At 72.5% G+C, this 25,972-nt stretch carries 26 protein-coding genes and 2 tRNA genes; 18 read left to right on the top strand and 10 right to left on the bottom strand.

Going from position 1 to position 25,972, the window contains the following annotated elements; all coding sequences use genetic code 11:
• Positions 1–69: 69 nt before the first annotated feature.
• The 5 genes from O7605_RS05260 to O7605_RS05240 all read left to right on the top strand — a co-directional run bounded on the left by O7605_RS05260 (position 70) and on the right by O7605_RS05240 (position 4,897).
• Positions 70–3,090 (top strand): UPF0182 family membrane protein, encoded by a 3,021-nt coding sequence (locus tag O7605_RS05260; RefSeq protein ID WP_269738720.1) that lies wholly within the window; start codon positions 70–72, stop codon positions 3,088–3,090.
• A 182-nt stretch (positions 3,091–3,272) separates the two neighbouring features.
• Positions 3,273–3,346: transfer RNA gene (locus O7605_RS05255), tRNA-Met, on the top strand.
• Positions 3,347–3,537: 191 nt separating this feature from the next.
• A tRNA-Met gene (locus tag O7605_RS05250) sits at positions 3,538–3,611 on the top strand.
• Between the two features lie 114 nt (positions 3,612–3,725).
• A complete protein-coding gene (locus O7605_RS05245) occupies positions 3,726–3,965 on the top strand; it encodes a hypothetical protein (protein ID WP_139233146.1) in 240 nt (79 codons plus the stop codon).
• 101 nt (positions 3,966–4,066) lie between these two features.
• On the top strand, positions 4,067–4,897 hold the full coding sequence (locus tag O7605_RS05240; RefSeq protein WP_269738158.1) for a phosphoribosylaminoimidazolesuccinocarboxamide synthase: 831 nt from the start codon (positions 4,067–4,069) through the stop codon (positions 4,895–4,897).
• 12 nt (positions 4,898–4,909) lie between these two features.
• On the opposite strand, the gene O7605_RS05235 is transcribed toward O7605_RS05240, so the two are convergent.
• Positions 4,910–5,383, bottom strand: coding sequence for an ATP-binding protein (locus tag O7605_RS05235; RefSeq protein WP_269738157.1), 474 nt, complete (start codon positions 5,381–5,383; stop codon positions 4,910–4,912).
• Between the two features lie 68 nt (positions 5,384–5,451).
• On the opposite strand from O7605_RS05235, the gene macS reads away from it, so the two are divergent.
• Together macS and O7605_RS05225 are read left to right on the top strand one after the other, a co-directional pair.
• Positions 5,452–6,624, top strand: a complete 1,173-nt coding sequence (gene macS / locus O7605_RS05230) for a MacS family sensor histidine kinase (RefSeq protein ID WP_443083872.1) — start codon at positions 5,452–5,454, stop codon at positions 6,622–6,624.
• 14 nt (positions 6,625–6,638) lie between these two features.
• Complete coding sequence (locus O7605_RS05225) at positions 6,639–7,283, top strand: response regulator (protein WP_269738718.1); 645 nt, start codon at positions 6,639–6,641, stop codon at positions 7,281–7,283.
• Between the two features lie 17 nt (positions 7,284–7,300).
• Here O7605_RS05225 and O7605_RS05220 read toward each other — a convergent pair whose 3' ends face one another.
• Positions 7,301–7,873 (bottom strand): DUF5709 domain-containing protein, encoded by a 573-nt coding sequence (locus O7605_RS05220; RefSeq protein WP_164447735.1) that lies wholly within the window; start codon positions 7,871–7,873, stop codon positions 7,301–7,303.
• A gap of 63 nt (positions 7,874–7,936) precedes the next feature.
• Positions 7,937–8,929, bottom strand: a complete 993-nt coding sequence (locus tag O7605_RS05215) for an SDR family oxidoreductase (protein WP_269738156.1) — start codon at positions 8,927–8,929, stop codon at positions 7,937–7,939.
• Positions 8,930–9,064: 135 nt separating this feature from the next.
• Here O7605_RS05215 and O7605_RS05210 point away from each other — a divergent pair, with 135 nt between their 5' ends.
• Complete coding sequence (locus O7605_RS05210; RefSeq protein ID WP_269738155.1) at positions 9,065–10,267, top strand: glycosyltransferase; 1,203 nt, start codon at positions 9,065–9,067, stop codon at positions 10,265–10,267.
• Here the strand turns inward: O7605_RS05210 and O7605_RS05205 are convergent.
• The 4 genes from O7605_RS05205 to aroA form a co-directional block, all read right to left on the bottom strand.
• Positions 10,222–11,184, bottom strand: coding sequence for a hypothetical protein (locus O7605_RS05205; protein WP_269738717.1), 963 nt, complete (start codon positions 11,182–11,184; stop codon positions 10,222–10,224). The two genes, O7605_RS05210 and O7605_RS05205, sit on opposite strands and share 46 nt — an antisense overlap.
• A gap of 49 nt (positions 11,185–11,233) precedes the next feature.
• Entirely contained in the window at positions 11,234–12,046 is an 813-nt protein-coding gene (gene hisN, locus O7605_RS05200) for a histidinol-phosphatase (RefSeq protein WP_269738154.1), read from the bottom strand.
• A 90-nt stretch (positions 12,047–12,136) separates the two neighbouring features.
• A complete protein-coding gene (gene rsgA / locus O7605_RS05195; RefSeq protein WP_269738716.1) occupies positions 12,137–13,093 on the bottom strand; it encodes a ribosome small subunit-dependent GTPase A in 957 nt (318 codons plus the stop codon).
• Positions 13,094–13,228: 135 nt separating this feature from the next.
• Positions 13,229–14,533 (bottom strand): 3-phosphoshikimate 1-carboxyvinyltransferase, encoded by a 1,305-nt coding sequence (gene aroA, locus O7605_RS05190; RefSeq protein ID WP_269738153.1) that lies wholly within the window; start codon positions 14,531–14,533, stop codon positions 13,229–13,231.
• 101 nt (positions 14,534–14,634) lie between these two features.
• On the opposite strand from aroA, the gene O7605_RS05185 reads away from it, so the two are divergent.
• From O7605_RS05185 to rsrA, 5 genes are all read left to right on the top strand, one after another.
• Complete coding sequence (locus O7605_RS05185) at positions 14,635–15,345, top strand: SOS response-associated peptidase (protein WP_269738152.1); 711 nt, start codon at positions 14,635–14,637, stop codon at positions 15,343–15,345.
• 197 nt (positions 15,346–15,542) lie between these two features.
• A complete protein-coding gene (locus tag O7605_RS05180) occupies positions 15,543–15,935 on the top strand; it encodes a WhiB family transcriptional regulator (RefSeq protein ID WP_093405204.1) in 393 nt (130 codons plus the stop codon).
• Between the two features lie 41 nt (positions 15,936–15,976).
• Positions 15,977–16,588, top strand: a complete 612-nt coding sequence (locus O7605_RS05175; RefSeq protein WP_269738151.1) for an alpha/beta hydrolase family protein — start codon at positions 15,977–15,979, stop codon at positions 16,586–16,588.
• A gap of 249 nt (positions 16,589–16,837) precedes the next feature.
• Positions 16,838–17,653, top strand: a complete 816-nt coding sequence (locus tag O7605_RS05170) for a sigma-70 family RNA polymerase sigma factor (protein WP_269738150.1) — start codon at positions 16,838–16,840, stop codon at positions 17,651–17,653.
• Position 17,654: 1 nt separating this feature from the next.
• Positions 17,655–17,942 (top strand): mycothiol system anti-sigma-R factor, encoded by a 288-nt coding sequence (rsrA, locus tag O7605_RS05165; RefSeq protein WP_269738149.1) that lies wholly within the window; start codon positions 17,655–17,657, stop codon positions 17,940–17,942.
• 81 nt (positions 17,943–18,023) lie between these two features.
• Here the strand turns inward: rsrA and O7605_RS32075 are convergent, their stop codons facing one another.
• Complete coding sequence (locus O7605_RS32075) at positions 18,024–18,098, bottom strand: 50S ribosomal protein bL37 (RefSeq protein ID WP_370461611.1); 75 nt, start codon at positions 18,096–18,098, stop codon at positions 18,024–18,026.
• Between the two features lie 200 nt (positions 18,099–18,298).
• On the opposite strand from O7605_RS32075, the gene O7605_RS05160 reads away from it, so the two are divergent.
• Complete coding sequence (locus O7605_RS05160) at positions 18,299–18,514, top strand: biotin/lipoyl-binding carrier protein (protein WP_093405215.1); 216 nt, start codon at positions 18,299–18,301, stop codon at positions 18,512–18,514.
• Positions 18,511–19,014, top strand: coding sequence for a GNAT family N-acetyltransferase (locus O7605_RS05155; protein WP_269738148.1), 504 nt, complete (start codon positions 18,511–18,513; stop codon positions 19,012–19,014). The genes O7605_RS05160 and O7605_RS05155 overlap by 4 nt, the downstream gene beginning before the upstream one ends.
• An 81-nt stretch (positions 19,015–19,095) precedes the next feature.
• Here the strand turns inward: O7605_RS05155 and O7605_RS05150 are convergent, their stop codons facing one another.
• Positions 19,096–19,680 carry a TetR/AcrR family transcriptional regulator gene (locus O7605_RS05150; protein WP_269738147.1) on the bottom strand — a complete coding sequence of 195 codons (585 nt, stop codon included), beginning with the start codon at positions 19,678–19,680 and terminating at the stop codon, positions 19,096–19,098.
• A 114-nt stretch (positions 19,681–19,794) separates the two neighbouring features.
• Here O7605_RS05150 and O7605_RS05145 point away from each other — a divergent pair, with 114 nt between their 5' ends.
• The gene (locus tag O7605_RS05145) at positions 19,795–21,381 is read left to right on the top strand and encodes an MDR family MFS transporter (protein ID WP_269738146.1); all 1,587 of its coding nucleotides are present in this window, start codon (positions 19,795–19,797) and stop codon (positions 21,379–21,381) included.
• A gap of 87 nt (positions 21,382–21,468) precedes the next feature.
• Here O7605_RS05145 and O7605_RS05140 read toward each other — a convergent pair whose 3' ends face one another.
• On the bottom strand, positions 21,469–23,154 hold the full coding sequence (locus O7605_RS05140; RefSeq protein ID WP_269738145.1) for a tetratricopeptide repeat protein: 1,686 nt from the start codon (positions 23,152–23,154) through the stop codon (positions 21,469–21,471).
• A gap of 194 nt (positions 23,155–23,348) precedes the next feature.
• Here O7605_RS05140 and O7605_RS05135 point away from each other — a divergent pair, with 194 nt between their 5' ends.
• Both O7605_RS05135 and O7605_RS05130 read left to right on the top strand, forming a co-directional pair.
• Positions 23,349–24,380 carry an SIS domain-containing protein gene (locus tag O7605_RS05135; RefSeq protein ID WP_269738715.1) on the top strand — a complete coding sequence of 344 codons (1,032 nt, stop codon included), beginning with the start codon at positions 23,349–23,351 and terminating at the stop codon, positions 24,378–24,380.
• A gap of 25 nt (positions 24,381–24,405) precedes the next feature.
• On the top strand, positions 24,406–25,953 hold the full coding sequence (locus O7605_RS05130; protein ID WP_269738144.1) for a PAS domain-containing sensor histidine kinase: 1,548 nt from the start codon (positions 24,406–24,408) through the stop codon (positions 25,951–25,953).
• Positions 25,954–25,972 lie beyond the last annotated feature (19 nt).

Genomic DNA, 25,972 nt, shown 5'->3' with positions numbered 1-25,972 from the left:
AGGAACACCCCGTACTCTGGGTGCCTGGTCGGAGCCGATCATAACGAGCGTGCGGAGCCAACAGTGGTCATGCGTAGCAGCAGCCCCCTGCCGAGGATGAGCCGACGCGGACGCGTCACGATCGGGGTCCTGATCGGGGTGTTCGTGCTGTTCACCCTGCTCGGCTGGGGAGTGCAGGCCTGGACGGACTGGCTCTGGTTCTCCGAGGTCGACTACACCGAGGTCTTCCGGGGTGTGCTGGTCACCCGGCTGCTGCTCTTCCTGGGCGCGGGTCTGGCGATGGCGGCGATCGTCGGCGGCAACCTCTGGCTCGCGCAACGGTTGCGTCCACGGATGCGGCCCCACTCGCCGGAGCAGGCCACCCTGGAGCGGTACCGGATGCTGCTCGGTCCCCGTCTGGGCCTGTGGATCACGGCGGTCGCCGCCGTCGTCGGCCTCTTCGCCGGCCTGTCGGCGCAGAGCCGCTGGAACCAGTGGCTGCTCTTCCTGCACGGCGGCGACTTCGGCGTGGACGATCCTGAGTTCGGCGTCGACGTCGGTTTCTACGTCTTCCAGTTGCCGTTCTGGCGGTTCCTGCTGGGGCTCGGCTTCACCGCGGTGGTCCTGGCGCTGCTCGGCGCGCTGGCCGTGCACTACCTGTTCGGCGGGGTACGCCTGCAGGGCGTCGGCGACCGGATGAGCAACGCCGCCCGGGCTCACCTGAGCACGCTGGTCGCGGTCTTCGTCCTGCTCAAGGCCGTCGCGTACGTGCTGGACCGGCGGGCGATGCTGTTGGAGTACAACGACGGCGTGAACGTCTACGGCGCCGGCTACGCCGACATCAACGCCCTGCTGCCGGCCAAGGAGATCCTCGCCTACATCTCCGTGGTGGTGGCGATCGCGATCATCATCTTCTCCAACGCCTGGATGCGGAACCTGGTCTGGCCGGGCATCTCGTTGGCCCTGCTCGGCGTCTCCGCGGTGGCGATCGGCGGCATCTACCCGTGGGCGGTGCAGACCTTCGAGGTCAAGCCCAGCGCCCGGGACAAGGAGGCGCCGTACATCCAGCGCAGCATCGACGCCACGCGCGCGTCGTTCGGGCTGGACATCACTCAGAGTTCGGCGTACTCGGCGAGCAACCTGAACCCACCGGAGAGCCTGGCCACCGACACGTCGGTGGTGCCGAACGTCCGACTGCTGGACCCGCAGCTGGTGAGCGAGACCTACACCCAGCTCCAGCAGGTCCGTGGCTTCTACGACTTCGGCCCCAAGCTCGACATCGACAGGTACACGCTCAACGGCGCGACCCAGGACTACGTGGTCGGCGTACGTGAGATCAACTACGGCGAGCTGACCGATCAGCAGAGCAACTGGATCAACCGGCACACCGTCTACACCCACGGCTACGGGGTGGTGGCCGCGCCCGCGAACCGGGTGGTCTGTGGTGGGCAGCCGTTCTTCGTCTCCGGTTCGCTCGGCGAGCGGTCGCAGGAGTCCTGCGCGGCGCCGACCGACCTGATCCCGGCGAGCCAGCCCCGGATCTACTACGGCGAGCGGATGGCGGCCGGTGACTACGCCATCGTCGGCAAGCCGAGCGAGGACGCCAACCCGGCCGAGTTCGACCGCCCGGCCGGCGAGGGCGGCGACGACGGTGCGGGGCCCGAGTCGTACTACACCTACACCGGGTCCGGCGGCGTCGAGATCGGCTCGTTCACCCGGCGCCTGCTCTACTCGATCAAGGAGCAGGAGGCGAACTTCCTGCTCTCCGAGGCGGTCAACGACAACTCCAAGCTGCTCTACGTGCGTAACCCCCGGGACCGGGTGGAGAAGGTCGCGCCGTTCCTCACCCTGGACGGTGACCCGTACCCCGCCCTGGTCGACGGCCGGGTGCAGTGGATCGTCGACGGTTACACCACCGCCGCGACCTACCCGTACGCGGAGCGGGTCAACCTCCAGCAGGAGACCACCGACGAGCTGACCGGGCGGGGCACCATCCAGCTGGCCCGGGAGAACGTCAACTACATCCGCAACTCGGTCAAGGCGACCGTCGACGCGTACGACGGCACCGTCGTCCTCTACGAGTTCGACGAGAACGACCCGGTGCTCAAGGCGTGGAACAAGGCGTTCGGCGGGGATCTCATCACACCCCGCGCCGAGATCCCACCGACGCTGGCCGCCCACTTCCGGTACCCGGCCGACCTGTTCAAGGTGCAGCGGAACCTGCTCACCCGGTTCCACGTCACCAACCCCGGCGACTTCTACTCCGGCCAGGACTTCTGGCAGGTGCCGAACGTGCCGGACGCGCCGGACAGCGGGCAGAAGCAGCCGCCGTACTACCTCTACACGCAGTTCCCCGGTCAGGACGCGCCGCGGTTCCAGCTGACCAGCGCGGTCACCCCCAACGGACGGCAGAACCTGGCCGCGCTGATCTCCGGGTCGTACCAGGACGGCAGGCCCACGTTGCAGGTGCTGGAGCTGCCGGACCAGACGGCGATCTCCGGACCGGTGCAGGTGCACCAGCGGATGACGAACACCAACGCCACCATCCGGCAGCAACTGAACCTGCTCTCCTCCAACCAGGCCCAGGTGCAGTACGGCAACCTGCTGTCGCTGCCCTTCGGCAACGGGATGCTCTACGTCGAGCCGGTCTACGTCAAGAGCAACCAGCAGGACGCGTACCCGCTGCTGCAGAAGGTGCTGATGTCGTACGGCGACGGTGGTTCCTACGTCGTGCTGGCCGACAACGTCGCCGACGGCATCAAGCAGCTCGTCGAGCAGGGCAAGCAGGCCGCGGCCGGTAACCCGCCGCCGGCCGGAGGTGAGGAGCCGCCGCCCGAGGGCGAGGAGCCGCCGCCGTCGCCGTCGGCCACCCCGTCGCCGGGCGACGCTCCGCCGCTCACCGGCGAACTCGGTGCGGCCGCCGAGCGGGTACGGGCCGCGATCACCGAGGTGCGGGCCGCGCAGGCTTCCGGCGACTTCGAGCGGTACGGTCGTGCGCTGGCGGCGCTGGACGAGGCGCTCACCGCGTTCCAGCAGGCACAGCAGGCGTCGGGCGGCAACGGCACGCCGAGCCCGCCGGCCCCGTCCGCCAGCCCCTCGCCCACCGGCTGACCGACAGACGCGATGCGGCCCGCGACCCGGCGTTCCTAGCTTGGGGTCGCGGGCCGCACCGTGTCCCTGGGGCGACCCGCCCGAACGCCGACCGGAGATCGGCGCGGCCGTGCGGTGGCACGAGGCGTTCCGTGGGTCGTTTTGCGGGCAGCGGGGGTGGTGCGCTACGGTGGATCTACCGACGCGGGGTGGAGCAGCTCGGTAGCTCGCTGGGCTCATAACCCAGAGGTCGCAGGTTCAAATCCTGTCCCCGCTACTGCGCGAAAAGGCCCCGGAGTTTCTCCGGGGCCTTTTCCTTTGTTCGCCGATCCTCGGCCCGCTGGGCCGTGGTCCGGGCTGCCCGCGCGTTCTACCGGGCCGTCCGCTCGGTACCGGCAACCGTCCGGGGCGAGACGGGTGGGGCTGCCGATGAGGGCGATCACCGATGGGGTAGGCTGGTCCTACCGACGCGGGGTGGAGCAGCTCGGTAGCTCGCTGGGCTCATAACCCAGAGGTCGCAGGTTCAAATCCTGTCCCCGCTACTGCTACGACAGCGGCCCCGGATTCGTCCGGGGCCGCTGTCGTCGTCCGGCGCCGTCCCCACACGCGCGGTCGTTCGGGCGGCCGGGGTTGCACCTCTCGGCAAGGATGAGCGCATGTCTTCCTTTGGTAGGTGGTGGGGGCGGCTCGGCACGCTCCTGGGCACGGTCGTGCTGACGGTCTTCGTTCCGGTCGCGGCGTGGGCGTCGACCGGCACCGGCGAACTGGTGGTGGAGGCGGCTCGACGGCGCGGGCGCGGCTTCGGCGTCTTCGGCTTCCTGAGCCTGCTCTGCTGCCTGGCGGTGGTGGCCGTGATCGTCCTCCTGGTGATCCGGATGACCCGCCGTCGGCGCTGACCGGCCCCGGGCAGCCGGTTCCGGCGGGACCGCTCGCGCGCTGGCGGTCCCGCTGCGTACCGCCAGCGGCGGTACGCTCCGCGCGTGGTCTACTTGTCCGCGTGGAACTTCTGCACTCGGGCAAGGTGAGGGACGTCTACGCCGAGGGCGATGACCTGATCCTGGTCGCCTCCGACCGCATCTCCGTCTACGACGTGGTCCTGCCGACCCCGATCCCGGACAAGGGCAAGCTGCTCACCGCGCTGTCGCTGTGGTGGTTCGAGCAGTTGGCCGACCTGGTGCCCAACCACGTGATCTCGGCGACCGACGTGCCGCCGGAGTTCGCCGGCCGGGCGATCCGGTGCCGCCGGCTGGAGATGGTCCCGGTCGAGTGCGTCGCCCGCGGCTTCCTCACCGGCGGCGGCCTGAAGGAGTACGAGAACACCGGGAAGGTCTCCGGTGTCGACCTGCCGCGCGGGCTGGTGGAGGCGTCCATCCTGCCCGAGCCGATCTTCACGCCGTCCACCAAGGCGCCGGTGGGTGAGCACGACGAGCCGATGACCTTCGCCGAGGTGGCCGACAAGGTCGGCGCCCAGACCGCCGACCGGTTGCGGCAGGTGACCATCGACGTGTACTGCCGCGGCGCCGAACTGGCCGCCGACCGGGGCATCCTGGTCGCCGACACCAAGATCGAGCTTGGCTGGGCGCCGGACGGCACCCTGGTCCTCGGCGACGAGCTGCTCACCCCGGACTCGTCCCGGTTCTGGCCGGCCGAGTCCTACCAGCCCGGACGTGCCCAGTTCTCCTACGACAAGCAGTACGTGCGGGACTGGGCGGCGCGCAGCGGGTGGGACAAGCGGCATCCGGCACCCGAGGTGCCCGCCGACGTGGTCGACGCCACCCGGGCCCGTTACGTGGATGTCTACGAGAAGCTGACCGGCAACCGCTGGTAGGGCCCGCCGCGGCTACTCGCCGCTGCGGTGGCGGCCGATGTGCTGCTCGGCGGGGGCGGTCGCGCTGATGATGCGTACCGTGGTGCCGGCCGATCCGGTCTCCACGTCCATCGAGTCGGTCAGCTCGCGGGCCAGCCAGAGACCCCAGCCGCCGGCCGTGTCGGGCGCGGGTCGGTTGCGGTTGCCGAGCTCCTGCGTGCTGATGCCGGGACCGTGGTCGGCGACCTCGCACAACACCAGGCCGGGCTCTTTCCACAGCCGCAGCCAGCCCCGACCGCCGCCGTGCCGGACCGCGTTGGTGATCAGCTCGTTCACGGCGAGCACGTAGTCGTCCAGTCGCTCGTCGCGCAGCCCGGCGGCGCCCGCGCAGGCGGCGACCGAGTGTCGCAGCTCGGTCACCTGGGCCTGGTCGAAGGCGTCGGCGATCAGAAGGGCGTGTTCGATGGGCACCACCGTACGCGGTGGGGGAGATCCTGCGTTCGTCATGGCCCCGTCCCGACAGAGATCGCAGAGTTTTACGCGGCTTTTACCACCGTACGTCAGGGTTGTTGAAGGTGCATCGGCCGCCGGAGGGCGCGGCGGCCTGTGGCATCGTGGCGCACGTGCCTGCTGCCGGTGGTTTCGCGGTGCCGCTCTGGCGGGCCGTCGCGGTCTTCCGGGTGGCGTCCCTGGCGTACGTCTGCGTGGTGTTGATCCGCGACGGGGACCGCTACGCCCATCCCCTCGCCGCCGGAGCGTTGGTGCTGGTCATGGCGGTCTGGACCGGCGTCACCGCCATCGGGTACGCGGTCCCGGCCCGGCGCGGCTGGCCACTGCTCCTGACCGATCTGGGCGTGGTGGTGGCGATCCTGCTGGCCACCCCGTGGGTGATGGGCCGACCGGCGCTCGACGCCGGGCTGCCGACCCTTCCGGTGGCCTGGCTGAGCGGGCCGGTGCTGGCCTGGGCGGTCGCCGGTGGGCGGCGACGCGGCACGGTCGCGGCACTGGTGCTCGGCGCGACCGACCTGAGCACCCGGGGCATGGTCACCCCGAGCGCGTTCAACGGCGCGATCCTGATGCTGCTGGCCGGCGTGGTGGTCGGGCACGTCGCCCGGCTCACGGTGACCGCCGGGGAACGGCTGCACCGGGCGGTCGAGCTGGAGGCCGCCACCCGGGAGCGGGAACGGTTGGCCCGAGACATCCACGACTCGGTGCTCCAGGTGCTCGCCCTGGTCCAGCGGCGTGGTGCCCACCTTGACGGGGAGGCGGGCGAGCTGGCCCGGCTGGCCGGCGAGCAGGAGGTGGCGCTGCGGTCGCTGATCTCCGGTGCGGCAGCGGCCCCGGTCGGTGCCGCCGACGCGTCGGTGGATCTGCGCACCCTGCTCGGCCGGCTCGCCTCGGCCACCGTCTCGCTGTCCGCACCGGCGGGCCCGGTGCCGCTGCCTGCGGTGGTGGCCCGCGAGTTGGCGGCGGCCGTCGCCGCGGCGCTGGACAACGTGGCCCGGCACGGCGGCGGTCGGGCCTGGATGCTGGTCGAGGACGAGGGGTCGGGGGTCACCGTGTCGATCCGGGACGAGGGGCCGGGTTTCCCGCCCGAACGCCTGGCCGAGGCGGCGGCCCAGGGGCGGCTGGGCGTCGCCCAGGCCATCCGGGGTCGGCTGACCGACCTGGGTGGTACCGCCCGGATCAGCTCGACGCCGGGCGCCGGCACCGAGGTGGAACTCACCGTGCCGAGGAGGCAACCGTGAACGGCGTACGCGTGATGGTCGTGGACGATCACCCGATGTGGCGGGAAGGGGTGGCCCGCGACCTGACCGAGGCCGGTCACGAGGTGGTGGCCAGTTGTGGCGAGGGCCGCCAGGCGATCCGGGTGGTCGCCGCGGCCCGTCCCGACGTGGTGGTGCTCGACCTGCAACTGCCGGACATCTCCGGCGTCGAGGTGATCCACGGACTGCGAGCGGCGCACCCCGGAGTGCGGGTGCTCATGCTCTCGGCCAGCGGTGAGCAGCAGGGCGTGCTCGACGCGGTGACGGCCGGTGCCACCGGCTACCTGCTGAAATCCGCCGGGCTGGCGGAGTTTCTGGCGGCGGTGCGGCGCACCGCGGCGGGCGAGCCCGTCTTCACGCCCGGCCTGGCCGGGCTGGTCCTCGGCGAGTACCGCCGACTGGCCGCCGGCGGCGACCACGCGGCGGCCGGGGCCCGGGAGGCGGCACCCCGGCTCACCGACCGGGAGACCGAGGTGCTGCGCCTGGTGGCCAAGGGGATGTCGTACCGGCAGATCGCCGAGCGCCTCGGGCTGTCGCACCGTACGGTGCAGAACCACGTGCAGAACACGCTCGGCAAGCTTCAGCTGCACAACCGGGTCGAGCTGACCCGGTACGCGATCGAACGCGGCCTGGACGACTGAACGCCGGCGCCGGCTGGTCAGACCGAGTGCGGCGGCCGGGTCTCGTGCACGGCCAGTTCCTCGGCGCTGGCTCCGCCACCGGCGGCCCCCGCGTCGTACGCGATCGAATCGGTCTCCTGATCGGTGTGCGCCCCCTCGTCCGGTTCGACCAGCCGGCCCACGGTGGCGTCCGCACTGGTGCCCAGCCGGTCGTGGTCGTAGAGGGAGACCGGGGAGTTCGGGTCGGAGGTGGGGCCCGGATCGATCACGTCGGCGTCGAGCTGCGCCTGCGCCGCCTGCTCCCGGCTGTCCGCCTCGGCCGCGATGTCCGGATCGACCGGACCGGCCAGCGGGTCGTCGACCGGCAGCTCGAACCGTTCCCGGCTGAGCTTGTAGTCCAGCGACTCCCCGTCGAGCTGCTCCTCGGCGGTGGTGCCGAACTCGTCGACCGCCACCGGCGTCCGGTCACCGGGCAGCTGAGCCGGTGCCGGGCCATCCGCCTCCCGGCCGGTCAGCACGTCGTCCCCGGCCGTCGAGTCGTCGTCGGCGGTGTCGGGCAGGCCGTCGGCCTCGGGATCGGACACGGGGGTCGGGTACTCGTCGTCGCGCATGACTGACCACTACCCGCTGCCCTCCCGCCGTAACCGACCCGGCCGGGCGAGGTCACCCCGTCCTCAGCGGGCCAGCCGCCGGGCCAGCGCGGCGGCGGTGCCGACGGCGGTACCGGCGGCGGCCAGCCCGAACGCGGCGGAGATCCGGACCAGTTGGCGCCGCCGGCCGTGCCAGCCGCCGTCGGTGCTCGCCGCGGCGTCGGCACGGAAGACGTTGCCGGTGGTGTCGGCCGTCGGCGACGGCCCGAACTGGGTGTACCGGCCGTACCAGCCGAGGACCCGTTCGGCCAGTGCCGGCGCCAGCCGCCACTGCATGCCGATCAGGCGGGCGGCACCACCGGCGTACGCCTCCCGGCGGGGTCGCCTGAGCAACCGCACGATCGTCTCCGCGACCACCTCCGGCGGATAGACCGGTGGTGGCGGCAGCACCTGCCGGCCGCTGTGGTTGGCGGCGTGCCGGAAGAACGGGGTGTCGATGGTGGCCGGCAGCACGGTGCAGATCGAGACCGATCCCCGGCCGGTGGCCCGTAGTTCCTGGCGAACCGTGTCGGACAGTCCCCGCACGGCGTGTTTGGCGGCGTTGTACGGGGACTGGTACGGCATCGCCACCTCGGCCAGCACCGAGGCGTTGTTGACCACGACGCCGCCACCGGCCGCGCTGAGGTGCGGCAGCGCCGCCCGGATGCCGTTCGCCGTACCGAGCAGGTTGACCTCCAGCACCCGGCGGAACTCCGCCACCGGGATCTCGTCGAACAACCCGATGGTGCCGACGGCGGCGTTGTTGATCCAGGCGTCGAGCCGGCCGAACTCCGCCACCGCGGTCGCGGCGAGCCGGCGCATCGCGTCCGCGTCCGTCACGTCGGTGGGCACCACCAGGGTGCGACCGCCCAGCTCACGACAGTGCCGGGCCACCTCGCGCAGAGCCGGCTCGGAGCGCGCGGCCAGCACCACGGTGCTGCCGTGACGCGCCAGGGCGTACGCGGTCGCGGTGCCGATGCCGCTGGACGCTCCGGTGATGACGATGGTGGCGTCGGCGAGGTTTCGGGCGAGGGGCATTCCTCATCGGTACCCCGTCGGGTGCGGGTCATGCCGCCGAGTGTGTTCCCGATCTGCGAGGTTTCGGCTCTTCGGAGGCCGGTTAATGGGACGCTCTGACCGGAGAGCACCGCCCCATACGCATGGAGGTGACCCATGCGCGTCGGCCTTGTCTGCGCCCACGCCGCTGCGCCGCCGTTCGGCGACGGAACCGTCGTCGGCACCTACCAGCACATCGCACGGGTCGCGGCCGAACTGGCCGGGCGAGGTCACGACGTGCGGGTGTACATCCGTCGGGACGACCCCGAGGCCAGCGAGACCGACATCCTGGACGGCTACCGGCTGGAACGCGCGCCGGTGGGCCCGGTCGCGCCGATCCCCACGGCCGAACTGGTGCCCTACGTGTCCGCGTACGGCGAGTGGCTGGCCGACCGGTGGTCCGGCGACTGGACGCCCGAGGTGGTGCACGGTCACTACTGGATCGGGGGCCTGGCCGCCGCGCACGCCGTGCGGGAGACCGACATTCCGATGGTGCAGACGTTCCACTCGATCGGGATGGAACAGCTGCGCCACCTCGGTGCCCAGTACGACGGACCGGGCACCCGTATCCCGCTGGAACGGGCGCTGACCCGGGCGGTGGACATCGCGGTCGCCCAGTGCAACGACGAGGTCGACGAGTTGACCCGGATGGGCCTGCAACGTGCCTCGGTCGCGATGGTCCCGACCGGGGTGGACACGGAACGCTTCCATCCCGACGGTGAGGCCGCCCCGCGTGAGCAGCGCCCCCGGATCCTCTCGGTGGGCGGGCTCGGGCGAGGTCACGGCCAGGAGGACCTGATCCGGGCGATGCGCCTGGTCGGCGACGCGGAGTTGGTCATCGCCGGCGGGCCGCCGACGGACCGACTGGCCAACCACGCCGAGGCCCGCCGGCTGCGGGAGCTGGCCGACCGGGCCGGGGTCGGCGAGCAGGTGCACCTGGTGGGCGCGGTGCCGCACGAGCAGATGGCCACCTGGTACCGCTCGGCCGACGTGGTGGCCTGCACCCCGCACTACTCGTCGGCGGGGCGGGTGTCGCTGGAGGCGATGGCCTGCGGCGTCCCGGTGGTGGGCTATGCCATGGGCGGCATCGCCGACGCCGTGGTCGACGAGGTGACCGGCAAGCTGGTGCCACCGGGCGACGTACGCACCCTCGGGATGACGCTGCGTCGGCTGCTCGCCGACAACGCCAGCCGCTTCGCGTACGGGCACGCCGCGGTCGACCGGGTGCGGTGCAGCTACACCTGGGAACGCACGGCCAGTGCCCTGGAACGCCTCTACGAGCGGGTGGTGGGCCGGCGCAAGCCGGTCGAGGCGGCCTGAGTCAGCGGATCACCCGAGCCACCGGCCGTGGCGACCTCGCAGCCCGCCGCGGCGGGCTGCGGCACGAGCGGCGGCCGGGGGCCCACCACCGCCCGGGTGGTCTCCCGGGCCACGGCGTGGTGGTGCTGCGGCTCCGCGTACCGGGTGAGCCCGACGACAGCGGCCAGGGTGACCAGGAAACCGATCCCGGCCAGCCATTCCCGGCCCGGCCAGATCTTGTCGTTGAGCAGCAGCAGCCCGACGATCGCGGCGGGTACCGCGCCGGCCGCGTCCATGGCGGCCACCGCCGCCGTGGTGGAGCCGCGCTGCATCGCCAGCCCGAGCAGCAACTGGCCGACCACCGAGTGGCCGACGAGCAGGTAGAGCAGCGGGTCGCCGAGAAAGGCGTCCCAACCCGGCGCGGAGGCCAGTGGGCGGGCCGCCACCGCGGCGGCGGAGAAGGCCAGCCCGGCCAGCGACCCGAGCGCCACCGACCCCGGCGCGCCGTGCAACCGGACCGCGAAGAAGCCCAGCACCGCGATCACCGCCAGGGCCAGCAGCAGGGCGACGATGCCCCCGGTGCCGAGCGCCTTCGAGGGTGCCGGGCGGGCGGCGAGCACCAGCGCGGTGATGCCGGCGAAGAGCAGCACCAGCAGCGCGACCTCGGCCACCGGCAGCCGCCACTTCAGCAGGACCACGCCGAGCAGGGCGGTGACGCCGAGCCCGGCGGCCACGCTCGCCTGCACCAGGAACAGCGGCAGGTCCCGCCGGGACAGGAAGGCCAGGACGAAACCGGCCACCTGACAGGCCAGCCCGACCAGGTAGGTGCGGTGCCCGGCCAGGCGCAGCAGCAGCCCGGGATCGAAGGTGTGGTGCACCGTGGTGCGGGCGGCGGCGACCGACTGCAACAGGTTGGCGACGCCGTACGCGACGATCATCGCCGCCAGGAAACACCAACCGGAGGTAGCCACCTGGCGAGGATAGAGGTTACCGGGCGTCAATGCGCGGCGGGCTGCCGAGGCGCTGGAGGATGTCCGGATGCAGCGCGCCGTTGCTGGCCAGGGTGCTGTTGTCGCCCCCGGCCGGGGCCGGCTGGCCGGTCAGGTCGGTGATCGTGCCGCCCGCCTCGGTCACGATGGGTACCAGTGCCGCCACGTCCCAGAGCGACAGTTCGGGCTCGATCATCACGTCCAGCGCGCCCTCGGCCAACAGCATGTAGCCGTAGAAGTCGCCGTAGGCCCGGCTGCGCCAGGTGTCCCGCATCAGCTGGAGCACCGCGTCGAGCCGGCCGGCCTTCTCCCAGCCGTCCAGCGACGAGTAGCAGAGGCTGGCGTCGGCCAGCCGGGTCACCCCGGAAACCCGGATGGGTACGCCGCGGGAGGCGTCCGGTCCCGCGTACGCCCCGGTGCCCCGTGCTGCCCACCAGCGGCGCCCCAGGGCCGGCGCGGAGACCAGCCCGGCGACCGGGCGGCCGTCCTCCAGCAGGGCGATGAGTGTGGCCCAGATCGGCACGCCCCGGACGAAGTTCTTGGTGCCGTCGATGGGGTCGACCACCCACTGGCGCGCTCCGGCGGTCGGCGTCGCGCCGTACTCCTCGCCGAGCAGCCCGTCCTCGGGCCGGTGCTCGGCGAGCAGGGCGCGGATCTCGCGCTCCACGGCGGTGTCCGCGTCGGAGACCGGAGTCAGGTCGGGCTTCGACTCGACCCGCAGGTCCAGGGCCCGGAACCGGGCCGTCGACAGGGCGTCGGCGGCGTCGGCGAGCCGGTGGGCGAGGGTCAGGTCAGCGGCGTACCCGGTCATGCCGGACACGGTAGCGACGCCGGTACCGGGACGACGCCGGGGGCCGGCGGTGCCGCGGTCGGGTCGGTCACTCGGTGGTGGGCCGCCCGGTCACTCCGGGTGCCCGCGTGGGTCGGGCTCGGTCCGTGGATCGGTCTCCCCGGCACGGGAGGCGAGCAACCGGCGGTACGAGGCCAGCCGGCGCGGGTCGGCCCGCCCGGTCGCCACCCAGGCGTCGAGTGCGCAGTCGGCCTCGTCGGCGGTGTGCGGGCAGTTCGCCGGGCAGTCGGCGGTGGCCTCGACCAGGTCCGGGAAGCCGTGCAGCAGACTCTCCGCCGAGACGTGGGCCAGCCCGAAACTGCGTACCCCCGGAGTGTCCACGATCCAGCCTGGATCCTGGCGCGCTTCGGGTGGCGCGGGCAGCCGCAACGCCACCGCGCTCGTCGACGTGTGCCGCCCCCGACCGATCGCGCTCACCGTGCCGACCGCCCGTTCGGCCTCCGGCACCAGGCGGTTGACGAGCGTCGACTTGCCCACTCCGGAGTGACCGACGAGCACCGAGACCCGGCCGGTCAACAGGCTGCGCAGCGCGTCCAACGGGGAGTCCGGGCGGATGAGCAGATACGGCAGTTCCAGCTCGGTGTAGTAGTCGAGCACCGTCTCCGGCCCGGCCAGATCGGCCTTGGTCAGGCAGAGCAGCGGTTCGATGTCCGCGTCGTACGCGGCGACCAGGCAGCGGTCGATGAACCCGGTGCGCGGCGGCGGATCGGCGAGCGCGCTGACGATCACGAGCTGGTCGGCGTTGGCGACCACCACGCGTTCCAACCGGCCCTCGGCGGTGCTGGCGTCGTCCTCGGCGGTGCGCCGCAGCACGGACCGCCGTGGTTCGATCCGGACGATGCGGGCCAGCGCGCCGGACGAACCGGAGGTGTCGCCGACCAGCCCGACCCGGTCACCGACCACCACCGACTTGCGGCCCAGTTCGCGGGCGCGCATGGCGGTGACGGTGGGGTCGTCCGGCCCGGCGCCGGGCAGTACGCAGGTGTAGCGCCCGCGGTCCACCGCGATGACGAAACCGTCCTTGGCGTCGGCGTGCCGGGGTCGGGTCCGGGTACGCGGGCGGGAGGACCTGCCGGGCCGGACCCGGACGTCGTCCTCGTCGTACTCGCGCCGCCTGGTCGCCAGGGCCGACCCTTCTTCCGCTCAGCTCTTACCGGTCACCAGTGCCGACCATAGTGCCGGGAACTCGGGCATGGTCTTGGAGGTACACGACACGTCGTCCAGCTCGACGCCCGGCACGACCAGCCCGGTCACCGCCGCCGCGTGCGCCATCCGGTGATCATGATAGGTGCGGAACACGCCGCCGTGCAGCGGTCGGGGCCGGATCTCCAGCCCGTCCGCCGACTCGGTGATGTCCGCCCCGAGCCCGGTGAACTCCCGCGCCAGGGCGGCCAGCCGGTCCGTCTCGTGGCCACGGATGTGGCTGACGCCGGTGAAGACCGACGGCGAGTCGGCGAGCATGGCCAGCGCGGTGAGCGCCGGGGTCAGCTCGCTGACGTCGGACAGGTCGGCGCGCAATCCCTTCACCGGGCCGGTGCCGCGCACCGCGAGCCCCTCGGTGGTCAGGGTGACCGTCGCCCCCATCTGCTGCAACAGCGAGCGCAGCCGCTCGACCGGCTGGGCGCTGCCCCGCGCCGGCCAGCCGCGCAGGGTCACCTCGCCGCCGGTGATCATGGCGGCGGCGAAGAACGGCACCGCACCGGAGAGGTCCGGCTCGATCTCCCAGCTACGCCCGGTCAACGGTCCGGGCTCGACCGTCCAGACGTCGGGGGTGCTGTCGTCGACCGCGGCGCCGGCGGCGCGCAGCATCTGCACGGTCATCCGCAGGTGCGGTGCGGAGGGCACCGGCGGGCCGACGTGCCGGACCACCAGCCCACGGTCGAAGCGGGGGGCGGCGAGCAGCAGCCCGGAGACCAGTTGGCTGGACGCGGAGGCGTCGATCACGACCTCGCCGCCGGTCACCCGGCCGGCGCCCAGCACCACCAGCGGCAGGCTGCCCGAGGGGGGAGCGTCGACGCGTACGCCGAGCGAGCGCAGCGCCTCGATCAGCGGACCGAGCGGGCGGGTCCGGGCTTGCGGGTCACCGTCGAGGGTGACCTGCCCGTCGGCCAGCCCCGCCACCGGTGGCACGAAGCGCATGATCGTGCCGGCGAGCCCCACGTCGACGTGGGCCGGGCCGAACAGCCGGTGCGGCCGGACCAGCCAGCGCTCGTCGTCGGCGATCGAGACGTGGGCTCCCATCGCCCGCAGCGCGGCGGCCATCAACTCGGTGTCCCGGGCCCGCAGCGGTCGGGACAGGGTCGAGGGCCCGGCGGCCAGCGCGCTGAGCACCAGGGCGCGGTTGGTCATCGACTTGGAGCCGGGCAGGCGCAGCGACGCCGACACCGGGTCACTGGCCGTCGGTGCGGTCCACGGCTGTAGCGGCCGGGTCGCGGTCACATTCCCCACGGTTACATTCTGCCGTGCCGGGGTCCCGGTGGCGCTAGGGTCACCGCCACTCCCGGTGAGCGGGACAGCCGCCCGGCGCAGCGCGCGCTAGCGTGAGCGGCATGTGCGGTAGGTACGCCACGACCCGCGGCGCCGGTGACCTGAGCGGCCTGTTCGAGGCGGTCGACGAGACCGCGGGTGAGCTGGCCGCCGATCACAACGTCGCGCCGACCGATCCGGTGCCGCTGGTCCGCATCGGTGCCGCGGGGCACCGGGCGCTCTCGCGGGGCCGCTGGGGTCTGGTGCCACCGTGGTCCCGGTCGCCCGCCGGCGCGGCCCGCATGATCAACGCGCGGGCCGAGACCGTCGCCACCAGCCGGGCGTACGCGCCGTCCTTCGCCCGCCGCCGGTGTCTCGTACCCGCCGACGGCTGGTACGAGTGGGTGCGGCTGGCGGACGGTGCGAAGCAGCCCTACTACATGACCCCACGCGACGGCTCGGTGCTCGCCTTCGCCGGCATCTGGTCGGTCTGGGACGGCCCGGACGCGACGCTGCTGACCTTCAGCGTGCTGACCACCGCGGCCGTCGGCGAACTGGCCGAGGTGCACGACCGGATGCCGTTGCTGCTGCCGCCGGAGCGTTGGGCGACCTGGTTGGACGACGGCGCGGACCGGGCCGAGCTGCTCGCACCGCCGCCGCTGGACTGGCTGGCCGGGTTGGAGGTGCGGCCGGTGGGGCGGGCCGTGGGCGATGTACGCAACGACGGTCCCGGGCTGACCGCTCGGGTGCCACTGGCCCGTCCGGGCGAGCCCGCGGAGCCGACGCTCTTCTGATCGAGCCCCGGCGCATTGTCGCGAGTGATTTGCTGCGGTTGCGGGTGAAAGGTGACTCGAACGTTCTGCCAACTTCCCGGCGAAGTCTTGTCCCCGCGTACGCAAATGCGATAGAACACAGCGCCGGTGATGGGTGTCGTTCGCGTCGGGTGAACGATCTCCATCGATGTTGCTGGTCCCACGGGGGAGGTGGGTGGATGACACGGGCGCGTATGCCCCGTCCGCACGAGGTGGCCGCCGCGCGACGTGATCCGCGACTGTTGCGGGCGTTGCGTGAGCGGCGACAGGACGAAGCCTGGCGTACCAGGGGCACCTGTCAGAGTGTCGACCCGGAGACGTTCTTTCCGGCGCCGAACGAGCCGGCCGACGCGGCGGTGGCCCTGTGCCGCAGTTGCGACGTGCAGGGCTCCTGTCTGGCGTGGGCGCTCGAGGTCGGTGACTGTCACGGCGTCTGGGGTGGCACCACCCCACGGGAGCGGCGGGCGATGCTCGTCGCCTGGCGCAGCGAGGTGCAACCCGATCCCGACGCCGCCGGTGAGCCCGGCCCGCCGGTGCGCGACCGGCTGCTCACCCTGGTGCCGCTGAGCTGACCGACGGGCGTGGTCCCGGTCGAAACGGGTTCAATGGGGCGGTGCCGTATGACGTCCTCGACACTCCGCGCGGACCCGCTCGGGTCGACACCGACGACCCGTCCGGTCCGCCCCGAGCCCTGCTGGTGCTGGGGCACGGGGCCGGCGGCGGCGTCGACGCCCCGGATCTGATCGCCCTACGCGACGCGGCGGTGACCGCCGGGCTGGTGGTGGCGCGGGTGACCCAGCCGTACCGGGTCGCCGGCCGGCGCGCACCGGCACCGGCCGGGCACCTCGACGAGGCGTGGTCCGTCGTGCTGACGGCGCTGCGGCAGCGGCAGCCCGGCGTACCGCTGGTGGTGGGTGGCCGCTCCAGCGGTGCCCGGGTGGCCTGTCGGACGGCGCGCGCGGTGGGCGCCGCCGGGGTGGTGGCACTCGCCTTTCCGTTGCACCCGCCCGGTCGACCGGAACGGAGCCGGGCCGGTGAGCTGGTGACCGGTGTGCCGACCCTGGTGGTGAACGGGGACCGGGATCCTTTCGGTGTGCCGGAGCCGGGCCCGCAGGTGCGGGTGGTGGTCCGGTCGGGAGAGCGGCACGACCTGCGGGGTGACCCCGTCGGTACGGCCGCTGCGACCGTGGACTGGCTGCGTGAGCACGGTTGGGCCGATGTCTGACGCCACCCGGGCCGCCGCCGGGCCACCACGTCACCGGTGCCGTGTCCGCCGGCCGCGCCGCTTCGTTGCACCCGATGGTGTCCCAGTGCCCGGTCCGGGCGGCGACACCGGGCTCCCAGGCCCTTCCTGGTCCCAGCTTCGGTCGCACCGCCGGGGCGGGGACCAGGAACGCCTGGGCCCGAGCCGGAATGTGTCGGCCCGCGGCACGCGTTGAACACCTCGGACAACCAATGTGCGAGGGGGTGACCGGTGCCGACCGAGATCCGGAACCGGGGACAGGACGAGCGGGAGGCACGGCAGCTCAGGCAGCTGCTTGCCGGCCCGAACTGGCCGGCGGCGGTACCACCGGTCGAGGTGGCGACGGGCACACCCGTCGGAACCGAATCTTCCGGAAGGCCGGTGCGCGTATCCTCGGCGGGGAAGCATCCAACCCGAGGGGATGTGCGGTTGACCACGGAGAAGACGGACGAGCGCAGGGCCCGGTTCGAACGGGACGCGATGCCATTCGTCGATCAGCTGTACGCGGCCGGCCTGCGGATGACGCGTAACCCGGCGGATGCCGAGGACCTGGTCCAGGAGACCTACCTGAAGGCGTACGCCGCCTTCCACCAGTTCGAGCAGGGCACGAACCTGAAGGCCTGGCTCTACCGGATCCTGACCAACACCTACATCAACTCGTACCGCAAGCGGCAGCGCCAGCCGGTGCAGGCGCCCACCGACGAGATCACCGACTGGCAGCTGGCCGAGGCGGAGTCGCACACCTCCAGCGGGCTGCGGTCCGCCGAGACCGAGGCGCTCGACCGGCTGCCGGACAGCGACGTCAAGGAGGCCCTCCAGCAGTTGCCGGAGGAGTTCCGGCTGGCGGTCTACCTGACCGATGTCGAGGGGTTCTCCTACAAGGAGGTCGCCGACATCATGGGCACGCCGATCGGCACGGTGATGTCGCGGTTGCACCGTGGACGTCGTAATCTGCGCAAGCTGCTTGAGGGGTACGCCGCGGAGCGGGGTTTCTCCGCGGCCCAGCCGGCCCGGAGTTCGACCGCCGCCACCGGCCGGGAGGTGTGACGTGAGCTGTGGAGATCCGCACGAGACGGACTGTCGTGAGGTGCTCGCGGAGGTCTACCTCTACCTCGACCTGGAGTGCGCGCAGGAGCGGCGGACGTTGATCCGGCACCATCTCGACGAGTGCGGCCACTGCCTGCGCGAGTACGGCATCGAGCAAGAGGTCAAGGCGCTGGTGGCCCGCTGCTGCGGCAACGAGTCCGCGCCGGACGAGCTGCGTGAACGGCTGCGGGTACGGATCAGCGAACTCGTCGTCTTCGAGACCACCGAGTCGCGCGAACTGGCCGACTGACACACGCCGGTGCCCGGGTCGATTCCGACCCGGGCACCGTTGCGTCCGTCGTCCGATAGCGGCGGGCAGCCGCCCGCCGGCTCAGGAGTTGGGGCGCTTGCCGTGGTTCGCGGCGCTCTTCTTGCGGGCCTTCTTCTTGCGGGCCTTCTTCGCCATGGTGACCTCCTCGTGATGGCCGGATCGGGCTGCGGACGACCCCCGTCTCCGGAGCCGGTCGCCCTCGCCGACGTCGGGTCTGACCCGTTGATGCTAGTGCCGGCGGTACGGGCGGATCGTTGCCGGGGCCGCTCCGCGCCCACCGGCGGTCCGCTCATGATTGGATACGTCGCAGGAGCCGCGAGGAAGGGGCCGCAGAGATGGCCGAGGAGATCCGCGCCGAGATGGTGGCGAACGTCTGGAAGGTCGTCGCGTCGGCCGGGGACACCGTGTCCGAGGGGGACACCCTGGTGATCCTGGAGTCGATGAAGATGGAGATCCCCGTGATCGCCGAGTCCGACGGCGTGGTGCAGCAGCTCGCGGTCAACGAGGGCGATGTGGTGCAGGACGGTGACCTGATCGCGGTGATCGGTTGAGTGGCCTGCTGATCCGTCCGGCCGAGCCGGCCGACTACGCCGGGGTCGCCCGGCTCACCGTCGCGGCCTACGAGGCCGACGGCCAGCTCAAGGGCGAGACCGGCTACGCCGACGTGCTGGCCGACGTCTCCGCCCGGGCGGAGCACGGTGACGTGCTGGTGGCCGTCGACCCGGCGAGCGGTCACCTGCTCGGCTCGGTCACCTTCGTGCTGCCCGGCACCCGGTACGCCGAGTTGTGCGCCCCGGGCGAGGCGGAGTTCCGGATGCTGGCGGTGGACCCGACCGCGCAGGGACGGGGAGCCGGCGCGGCGCTCGTCGAGGCGTGTGTCGTGCGCGCGCTCGAGCTGGGCTGCACCGCGGTGACCATCTGCGTACGCGACGGCCACGCCGAGCCGGCCCACCGGCTCTACCGCCGGCGTGGTTTCGTCCGCCAGCCCGACCGGGACTGGACCCCCCTCCCCGGCGTGCACCTACTGGCCCTCCGCCTCCCCCTCCCCTGAGCCCCTAGACCCGTGTTGATCATGAGGTTGGCGGCAGCCTCATAGACCAACTTTGCCGCTAACCTCATGATCAACCTGGGGTTAATGGGGGGTGGGTGGGGGTGGGGAGGTGATGGCGGTTAGGAGTTCGTTGGCGACCTCCAGGGCCACCTGCTTGCGCTCGGCATCGGTGATGTCCGGTGTGCGTACCGCGAACCAGCTGCTGTGCACGGCGAACAGGGCCAGCACGGCACGGAGCTGGGCGCCGGGAGAGTCGTCGCCCTGGCAGACGGCGGTGGCTAACCGGAACATCCGTCCGCGCAGTTCCCGGCCGGCGGACAGGCTCTTCAGCGCCGTCTGGTTCTGCTCGAAGAACCGCATCACCGAGGGCTGTTCGCCGCTGAACATGGCGTCGGCGTACCGCTCGATGACGGCTCTGCGGGTGGCCAGCGTGGCCGGCTGGCTCTCGGCCCAGGCGATCAGCGCGTCCATCCGCTCCAGCCGGTCCTCCACCACGCTGGAGACGATCTCGTCCTTGCTCTTGAAGTGGTAGTAGAGCGCGGCCTTGGTCACCCCGAGCCGCTCGGCCACCTCGCGCAGGGACGTCGCCTCGTAGCCCTGCTCGGTGAAGAGCTCCAGCGCCACGGCCTTGATCCGCTCGCGGGTGCCGCCTGTGCTCTGACTCACCCCTACCTGCCAATCCGGTTGACCGTCGTTACCTGTCCAACTTACCGTCCGGCTAGTAAGGTAACTAGCCGGGCGGCAAGTAAGTGCGCCGCATCTCGGGGGGAGAGCTTACCGATGGCCCAGCAGAACCAGACCGCCGTGCGACCCAATGTCCGGGTCGTGCTCTTCGGTCTGATGATCGCCATGATGCTGGCGATGCTCGACAACATGATCGTCAGCACCGCGTTGCCGCGCATCGTGGGCGAGTTCGGCGGGCTCAACCACTTCACCTGGGTGGTGACCGCGTACGTGCTGGGCACCACCGTCTCCACTCCGATCTGGGGCAAGCTCGGCGACCTCTACGGCCGTAAGGCGGTCTTCCTCACCGCCGTGGTGATCTTCCTGGTCGGTTCCGCGCTGTGCGGCATGGCCGGATCGGGCTTCCTCGGCGGCGCCGACGACGGCATGGTCCAGCTGATCGCCTTCCGGGCCGTCCAGGGTCTGGGCGCCGGTGGCCTGATGGTCGGCGTCATGGCGATCATCGGCGACCTGGTGCCACCCCGCGAGCGCGGCCGCTACCAGGGGATGATCGCCGGGATCATGGCGATCGCGATGGTCGCCGGCCCGCTGGTCGGCGGCTTCATCACCGATCACCTCTCCTGGCGCTGGGCCTTCTACGTCAACCTGCCCCTCGGCGGTGTGGCGCTGGTGCTGCTGATCGCCACCATGCACCTGCCCAAGTACCGCACCGAGCACCGCATCGACTGGGTCGGTGCGGCCCTGCTGTCGATCGGCATCACCGGCATCGTGCTGATCACCACCTGGGGCGGCAACGAGTACGCCTGGGCCAGCCCGCAGATCCTCGGCCTCGCCGTACTGGCCGTCGCGGCGCTCGTGGTGTTCGGGTTCGTCGAGCGGCGGGTCCCCGAGCCGATCCTGCCGCTGCGGCTCTTCGCCAACCGGAACTTCGCCCTCATCTCGGTGATCGGCTTCCTGCTCGGCTTCGCGATGTTCGGCGCGATGAACTTCCTGCCCCTGTACCAGCAGACCGTGCAGGGCGCCTCGGCCACCAACTCCGGCCTGCTGCTGCTGCCGCTGATGTTCGGCATGCTGGTGGTCTCGCTGGTCGTCGGCCGGGCGATCACCCGGACCGGGCGGTACCGGGTCTTCCCGATCGTCGGCGGCGTGGTGATGACCGCCGGGCTCGCCCTGCTGAGCCTGCTGGCGGTGGACACCAGCAAGGTCCAGTCGTCGCTCTACATGCTCGTGCTCGGTGCCGGCATGGGCTTCCTCATGCAGACCTCGATGCTGATCGCGCAGAACAGCGTCGCCCAGAAGGATCTGGGGGCGGCCAGTGGCGCGGCCACCTTCTTCCGCTCCATCGGCGGGTCGTTCGGCATCTCCCTGTTCGGCGCCATCTTCGCCAACCGGCTGGCCGGCTCGGCCGCCGGTGGCGCGTTCAGCGGTGGCGGCGAGGCCGGCGCGGCGATGAACATCGAGCAGTTGCGGGAACTGCCGGCGCAGGCCCGCGAGGTGGTGCTCGGCGGTCTCGCCGACGCGATCTCGCACGTGTTCCTCTGGGCGGTGCTCTTCGCCGCGGTGGTTCCGGTGCTGGCCTGGTTCATCCGGGAGATTCCGCTGCGCACCAGCAACGAGCCGGAGCCGGACGCGAGTCGGCAGGAGCAGGCCGAGACCGAGTTGGCCCGGGCGCCGGCTGTCTGACGGCGACCAGGGACCGTCGGGGCGCGTCCGGGAGGCGCGTCCCGGCGGCGGACGTCCCCGCCGGGGGTGTCACCCGCCCGCGACTCGTCACACCGATCGACGGAGCAGTCGGCGCAGCAGGGCCCGCAGTGCCCGGGTGGTGCCACGGCGCTTGCGGGCGGTCACTCCGGCCAGCGTCCGCGCGGTGGCGATGGTCTCCGGATCGAGGTCTGGGGTGGCCAGCGCCAGATGTGCCAGCGAGGCCGCGTTGGGCACCGGATGGTGCCGGACCGCCGTGGCCACCGCCGCCAGCCGCTCGGTGACCAGCGCGGCCACGTCGGTGCGGACCGACGGATCGACCCAGGCGGCGGTCACCAGGGCGAACAGGGCCGCCTCGGCGACCTCCGGCACCTCGTGCGCCAGCTCCACGAGTACCCGTCGCCGGGTGGATTCGGGCCACGGCTCATCGGTGCGGTGGTGCAGCAGCCCGAGGCAGGTCCAGACCTGCACGCAGCGCACCCACAGCGCCGGGTCCTGACCGGCGAGCACCCGCCCGAGCGCGGTCTGCGGCGTCTCGGGCGGATGGGCCAGCAGGCCGAGCAGGTCGGCCAGGTCGAGCGTGGCCAGGCCGACCGCCGCGTCGTAGGCCGCCGGTGGGTGCGGCCAGGCGGGGTGGGCGAGTTGGCGCAGGCGGCGGGCGGCCTCCGCGGACGGCGGCGACGTGGGACGCGACGCCATCGTCGGCTCCGACCCGTCGACGGGCAGGGTGCCGGCTCGCCCGAGCGTCGCGGCGGTCCCGGTCGCCGGTGGTGCCGGCGTCACCTGACCCAGCCAGGGACGTCCGCGGCAGCATTCAGCCAGGTCGCCGTGTTCGTGCGAGTCGTCCGGGTGGTCGCGGACGAAGTCCGCCAGCGCCACCAGGTGTCGCACCGCACCATCCCGCTGGAACCGCAGGCGGTGCGCCGTGTGCACCGCGCAGTCGAAGGACGGGTTGCGGGCCAGGGCGCGCTCGATCCACCTGAGCGCCTCCTCGAGCCGGCCGTGGTCGGCCAGGGTGCCGGCGATGTCGGCGTACACCGCGAGGTCGTCCGGGTCGTGCTCGACGGCGCGACGCAACGCGGCGAGCGCCTCCCGGGTCCGGCCGGCGCTGCGTAGCGCGTACCCGAGCCACACCTCGCCCATCTTCGACGGCACCGCCCGTACGCCCCGGCTGGCCCAGCGGACCGCGAGCGGAACCTCCTCCACCCGCCGGGCCAGCGCGGACGCGGTGCCCAGCAGCAGTGCGTGCTCCGGGTGGACGGTGATCGCGTTGCGGGCGAACGTCAGATACGGCGACAGGGCGGCCCGGTTCGGTGGCGCGACCGGGTCGGGCACGGCGGCGCAGACCTGCATCAGCACCCGGGCGGCCTGCTCGGGTCCGAGACGCTCGGCCAGCTCGGGCGAGGTCACCCAGGGCACGCCCGCCCAGTCCGCCCCCGGTGCGTGGGCGGTGGCCGCGACCAGCAGATCGAGGCCCTCGGCCGGTCGGCCGGCGGCGGCGAGCAGGTGTGCCCGGGCGACCACGGCGCCGACGAACGTGTGGTGCTGCAACGGGAACAGGTCGATCCCGCCGTCGCCGCTGGCGGCGGCCAGCCGGGCGAGGGTCTCGTGCACCTCGGGCAGCGTCGGTGCCCGGGCCAGCGCCGCCGCGACGTGCTCGGCGGCATGCGTCAGCTCGCCGGAGTCCAGGGCCCGCCGGGCCAGGATCAGTTCCTCCGTCGCCGGCAGCGCCCGGTCGTCCGTTCCCTCGGCCACGTGGTCCTCTCACTCGTTGGTCCCGGCTGCTCGGTGAGGTCGGGTCAGCGTAGGTGACGAACCCCAGTTTTGGTGATCCACTGCGCACTACTGCTCATTTGATTGCTCAGACCGGATCAAAGATGCAAGACTGAGCAGCAAACGCGCGGATATCGCGCAGGGGAGGAGTTTCCGTGACGCGCCCAGGCAGCGGCATGACCGCCGACATCGACGAGCAGCCGGCCGGCTACGAGCGACTGCTCTCCACCCAGCACGCCACCCCCATCGCCCGGGTGGCCGCGGCCATCGCCGAGCGCCGACCCCGACACGTGGTGTTCACCGCACGCGGCACCTCGGACCACGCCGCGCTGTACGGCGCCTACCTCAGTGAGATCCGCCTCGGCCTGCCCGCCGGCCTGGCCTCGCCGAGCGCGGTCACCCTCTTCGGCGCCCGGCCGGACCTCTCCGACGCCCTGGTGGTCGGGGTCAGTCAGAGCGGCGGATCCCCCGACCTGACGGAGGTGCTCCGGGTAGCCCGCGACTCCGGTGCCCTCACCCTGGCCGTCACCAACGCACCGGACTCCCCGTTGGCGACGACCGCCGAACTCGCCGTCGACATCGCGGCCGGGCACGAGCGGGCGGTGGCCGCCACCAAGACCTACACGGCCGAGCTGCTCGCCCTGCTGATGCTGGTGGAGGGGATCCGGGCCGGTGACGGCGCGCTGCCCGCCGAGGAGCGCCGGGCGCTGGCCGACCTGCCCGAGTTGGCCGCCCGTACCCTCACCGACCCCGTCGCGGCACAGCTCGCGCCGCGCTACCGCTTCGCCGCCCAGATCGTCACCACCGGCCGGGGGTACGCGTACCCGACCGCCCGGGAGGCGGCGCTGAAGCTGATGGAGACGTCCTACCTGCCGGCGCTGGCGTTCTCCGGCGCCGACCTGCTGCACGGCCCGCTGGCCATGACCGACCCGGACGTGCCGGTGCTGGCGGTGGTCGGCTCGGGGCCGGGCGGACGGTCGATGGGCGAGGTGCTGCCCCGGCTCGGTGAACGCCGCGCCGACGTGGTGGTGGTCGGCTCCGCCGCGATCGACGGAGCGACCCGCCTCGCGGTGCCCGAGGTCGACGAGCGGTACGCCCCGCTACTGGACATCCTGCCGTTGCAGCGGCTGGCGCTGGCGCTCGCCCTGACCCGGGGGGAGGATCCGGACGCGCCGCGCGGGTTGAAGAAGGTCACCGCGACGATGTGACCGCCGGCGTGGCACGCTGGTCGGCGTGTCAACGCTGCGCGATCTCGCCGAGGAGCACACCCGCCTGCGCCGGGTCGACATCGACCACCTGCACCGCATCGCCGGTGACTGGCAGTTGCTGTCCGACCTCTCCTTCGCCGACCTGCTGCTCTGGGTTCCGGTGGACGGTGAGGGCAGCTTTCTCTGCGTGGCCCAGGTGCGCCCGACCACCGCGCCCACCGCGTACCAGGACGATCAGGTGGGACGGATCGTCGGCGGCCCGGAGGTGGCGCACCTGGAGGTCGCCTACGGGCAGGGGCGCATCTGGCGGGAGGGCGACCCGGTCTGGTACGGCGACGTGCCCGCCCGGCACGAGGCGATCCCGGTCCGGCTGCGTACGGCCGACGGTGAGTCCGGCGAGGTGATCGCCGTGGTGGGCCGGGACACCAACCTCTCCACCGCGCGTACCCCCAGCCAGTTGGAGCTCAACTACCTGACCACCGCCGACGACCTGGCGCAGATGATCGCCGACGGCACCTTCCCACCGCCCCGGCATCCGGGCGAGACCACCTCGGCACCCCGGGTCGGTGACGGGCTGGTGCGGCTGGACGCCGGCGGCAAGGTCACCTACGCCAGCCCCAATGCGCAGTCGGCGTACCGGCGCCTGGGTCACGCCTCACTCCTGGTCGGCGAGGATCTCGCGGCACTGCACCGGCGGCTGGCCGGCGATCCCCTGGACGGCACCGACGCCGCCAACGGCATCCTCGCCGCGCTGCGCGGCGAGGCGCCGCCCCGTCGGGAGATCGACGCGCGGGGGGCGACCATGCTCACCCGGGCCCTGCCGCTGATGCCCGCCGGCGTGCCGATCGGTGCGCTGGTGCTGGTCCGCGACATCACCGAGGTCCGCCGACGCGACCGCGCGTTGATCACCAAGGACGCCACCATCCGGGAGATCCACCACCGGGTGAAGAACAACCTGCAGACGGTGGCGGCGCTGCTGCGCCTCCAGGCCCGCCGGGTGGCCATGCCGGAGGCGCGGGTGGCACTGGAGGAGTCGGTACGCCGGGTGGCGTCGATCGCGCTGGTGCACGAGACGCTCGCCATGTCCAGCGACGAGGCGGTGGAGTTCGACGGCATCGTCGACCGGGTGGCGAACGCGGCGACCGAGGTGGCGGCGACCGAGGTGAGCGTCGCGATGCGCCGTACCGGCACCTTCGGCGTGCTGCCGGCGGAGATCGCCACCTCGCTGGTGATGGTCCTCAACGAGCTGCTGCTCAACGCCGTCGAACACGGCTTCCCGCCGGCCGACGACGACGCGCCGGCGCCCGCCGGCCCGCCGAAGCCCGAGGTGGTGGTCTCGGCACACCGGCTCCGCCGGATGCTCAACGTCACCGTGACGGACAACGGTCGGGGCCTGCCGGCGGGATTCGACGCCGAGGGCGGCGCCAAGCTCGGGTTGCAGATCGTCCGGGCGCTCGTCACCGGAGAGCTGCGCGGCACCATCGAGTTGCGTCCCGGCGCCGACGGCGGCACGGAGGCCTTCCTGGCCCTTCCGTTGGCCCGCAGCGCCCCCGAGGGCCGCAGCGGCGGGTGACCTCCTGCCCGCCGCCCCG

The organism is Verrucosispora sp. WMMA2121 (genome assembly GCF_027460185.1).
Classification (GTDB): domain Bacteria; phylum Actinomycetota; class Actinomycetes; order Mycobacteriales; family Micromonosporaceae; genus Micromonospora; species Micromonospora palythoicola.
Note: the sequence above shows the minus strand (reverse complement) of the source record. Positions and strands in the feature narration are given on the sequence as shown.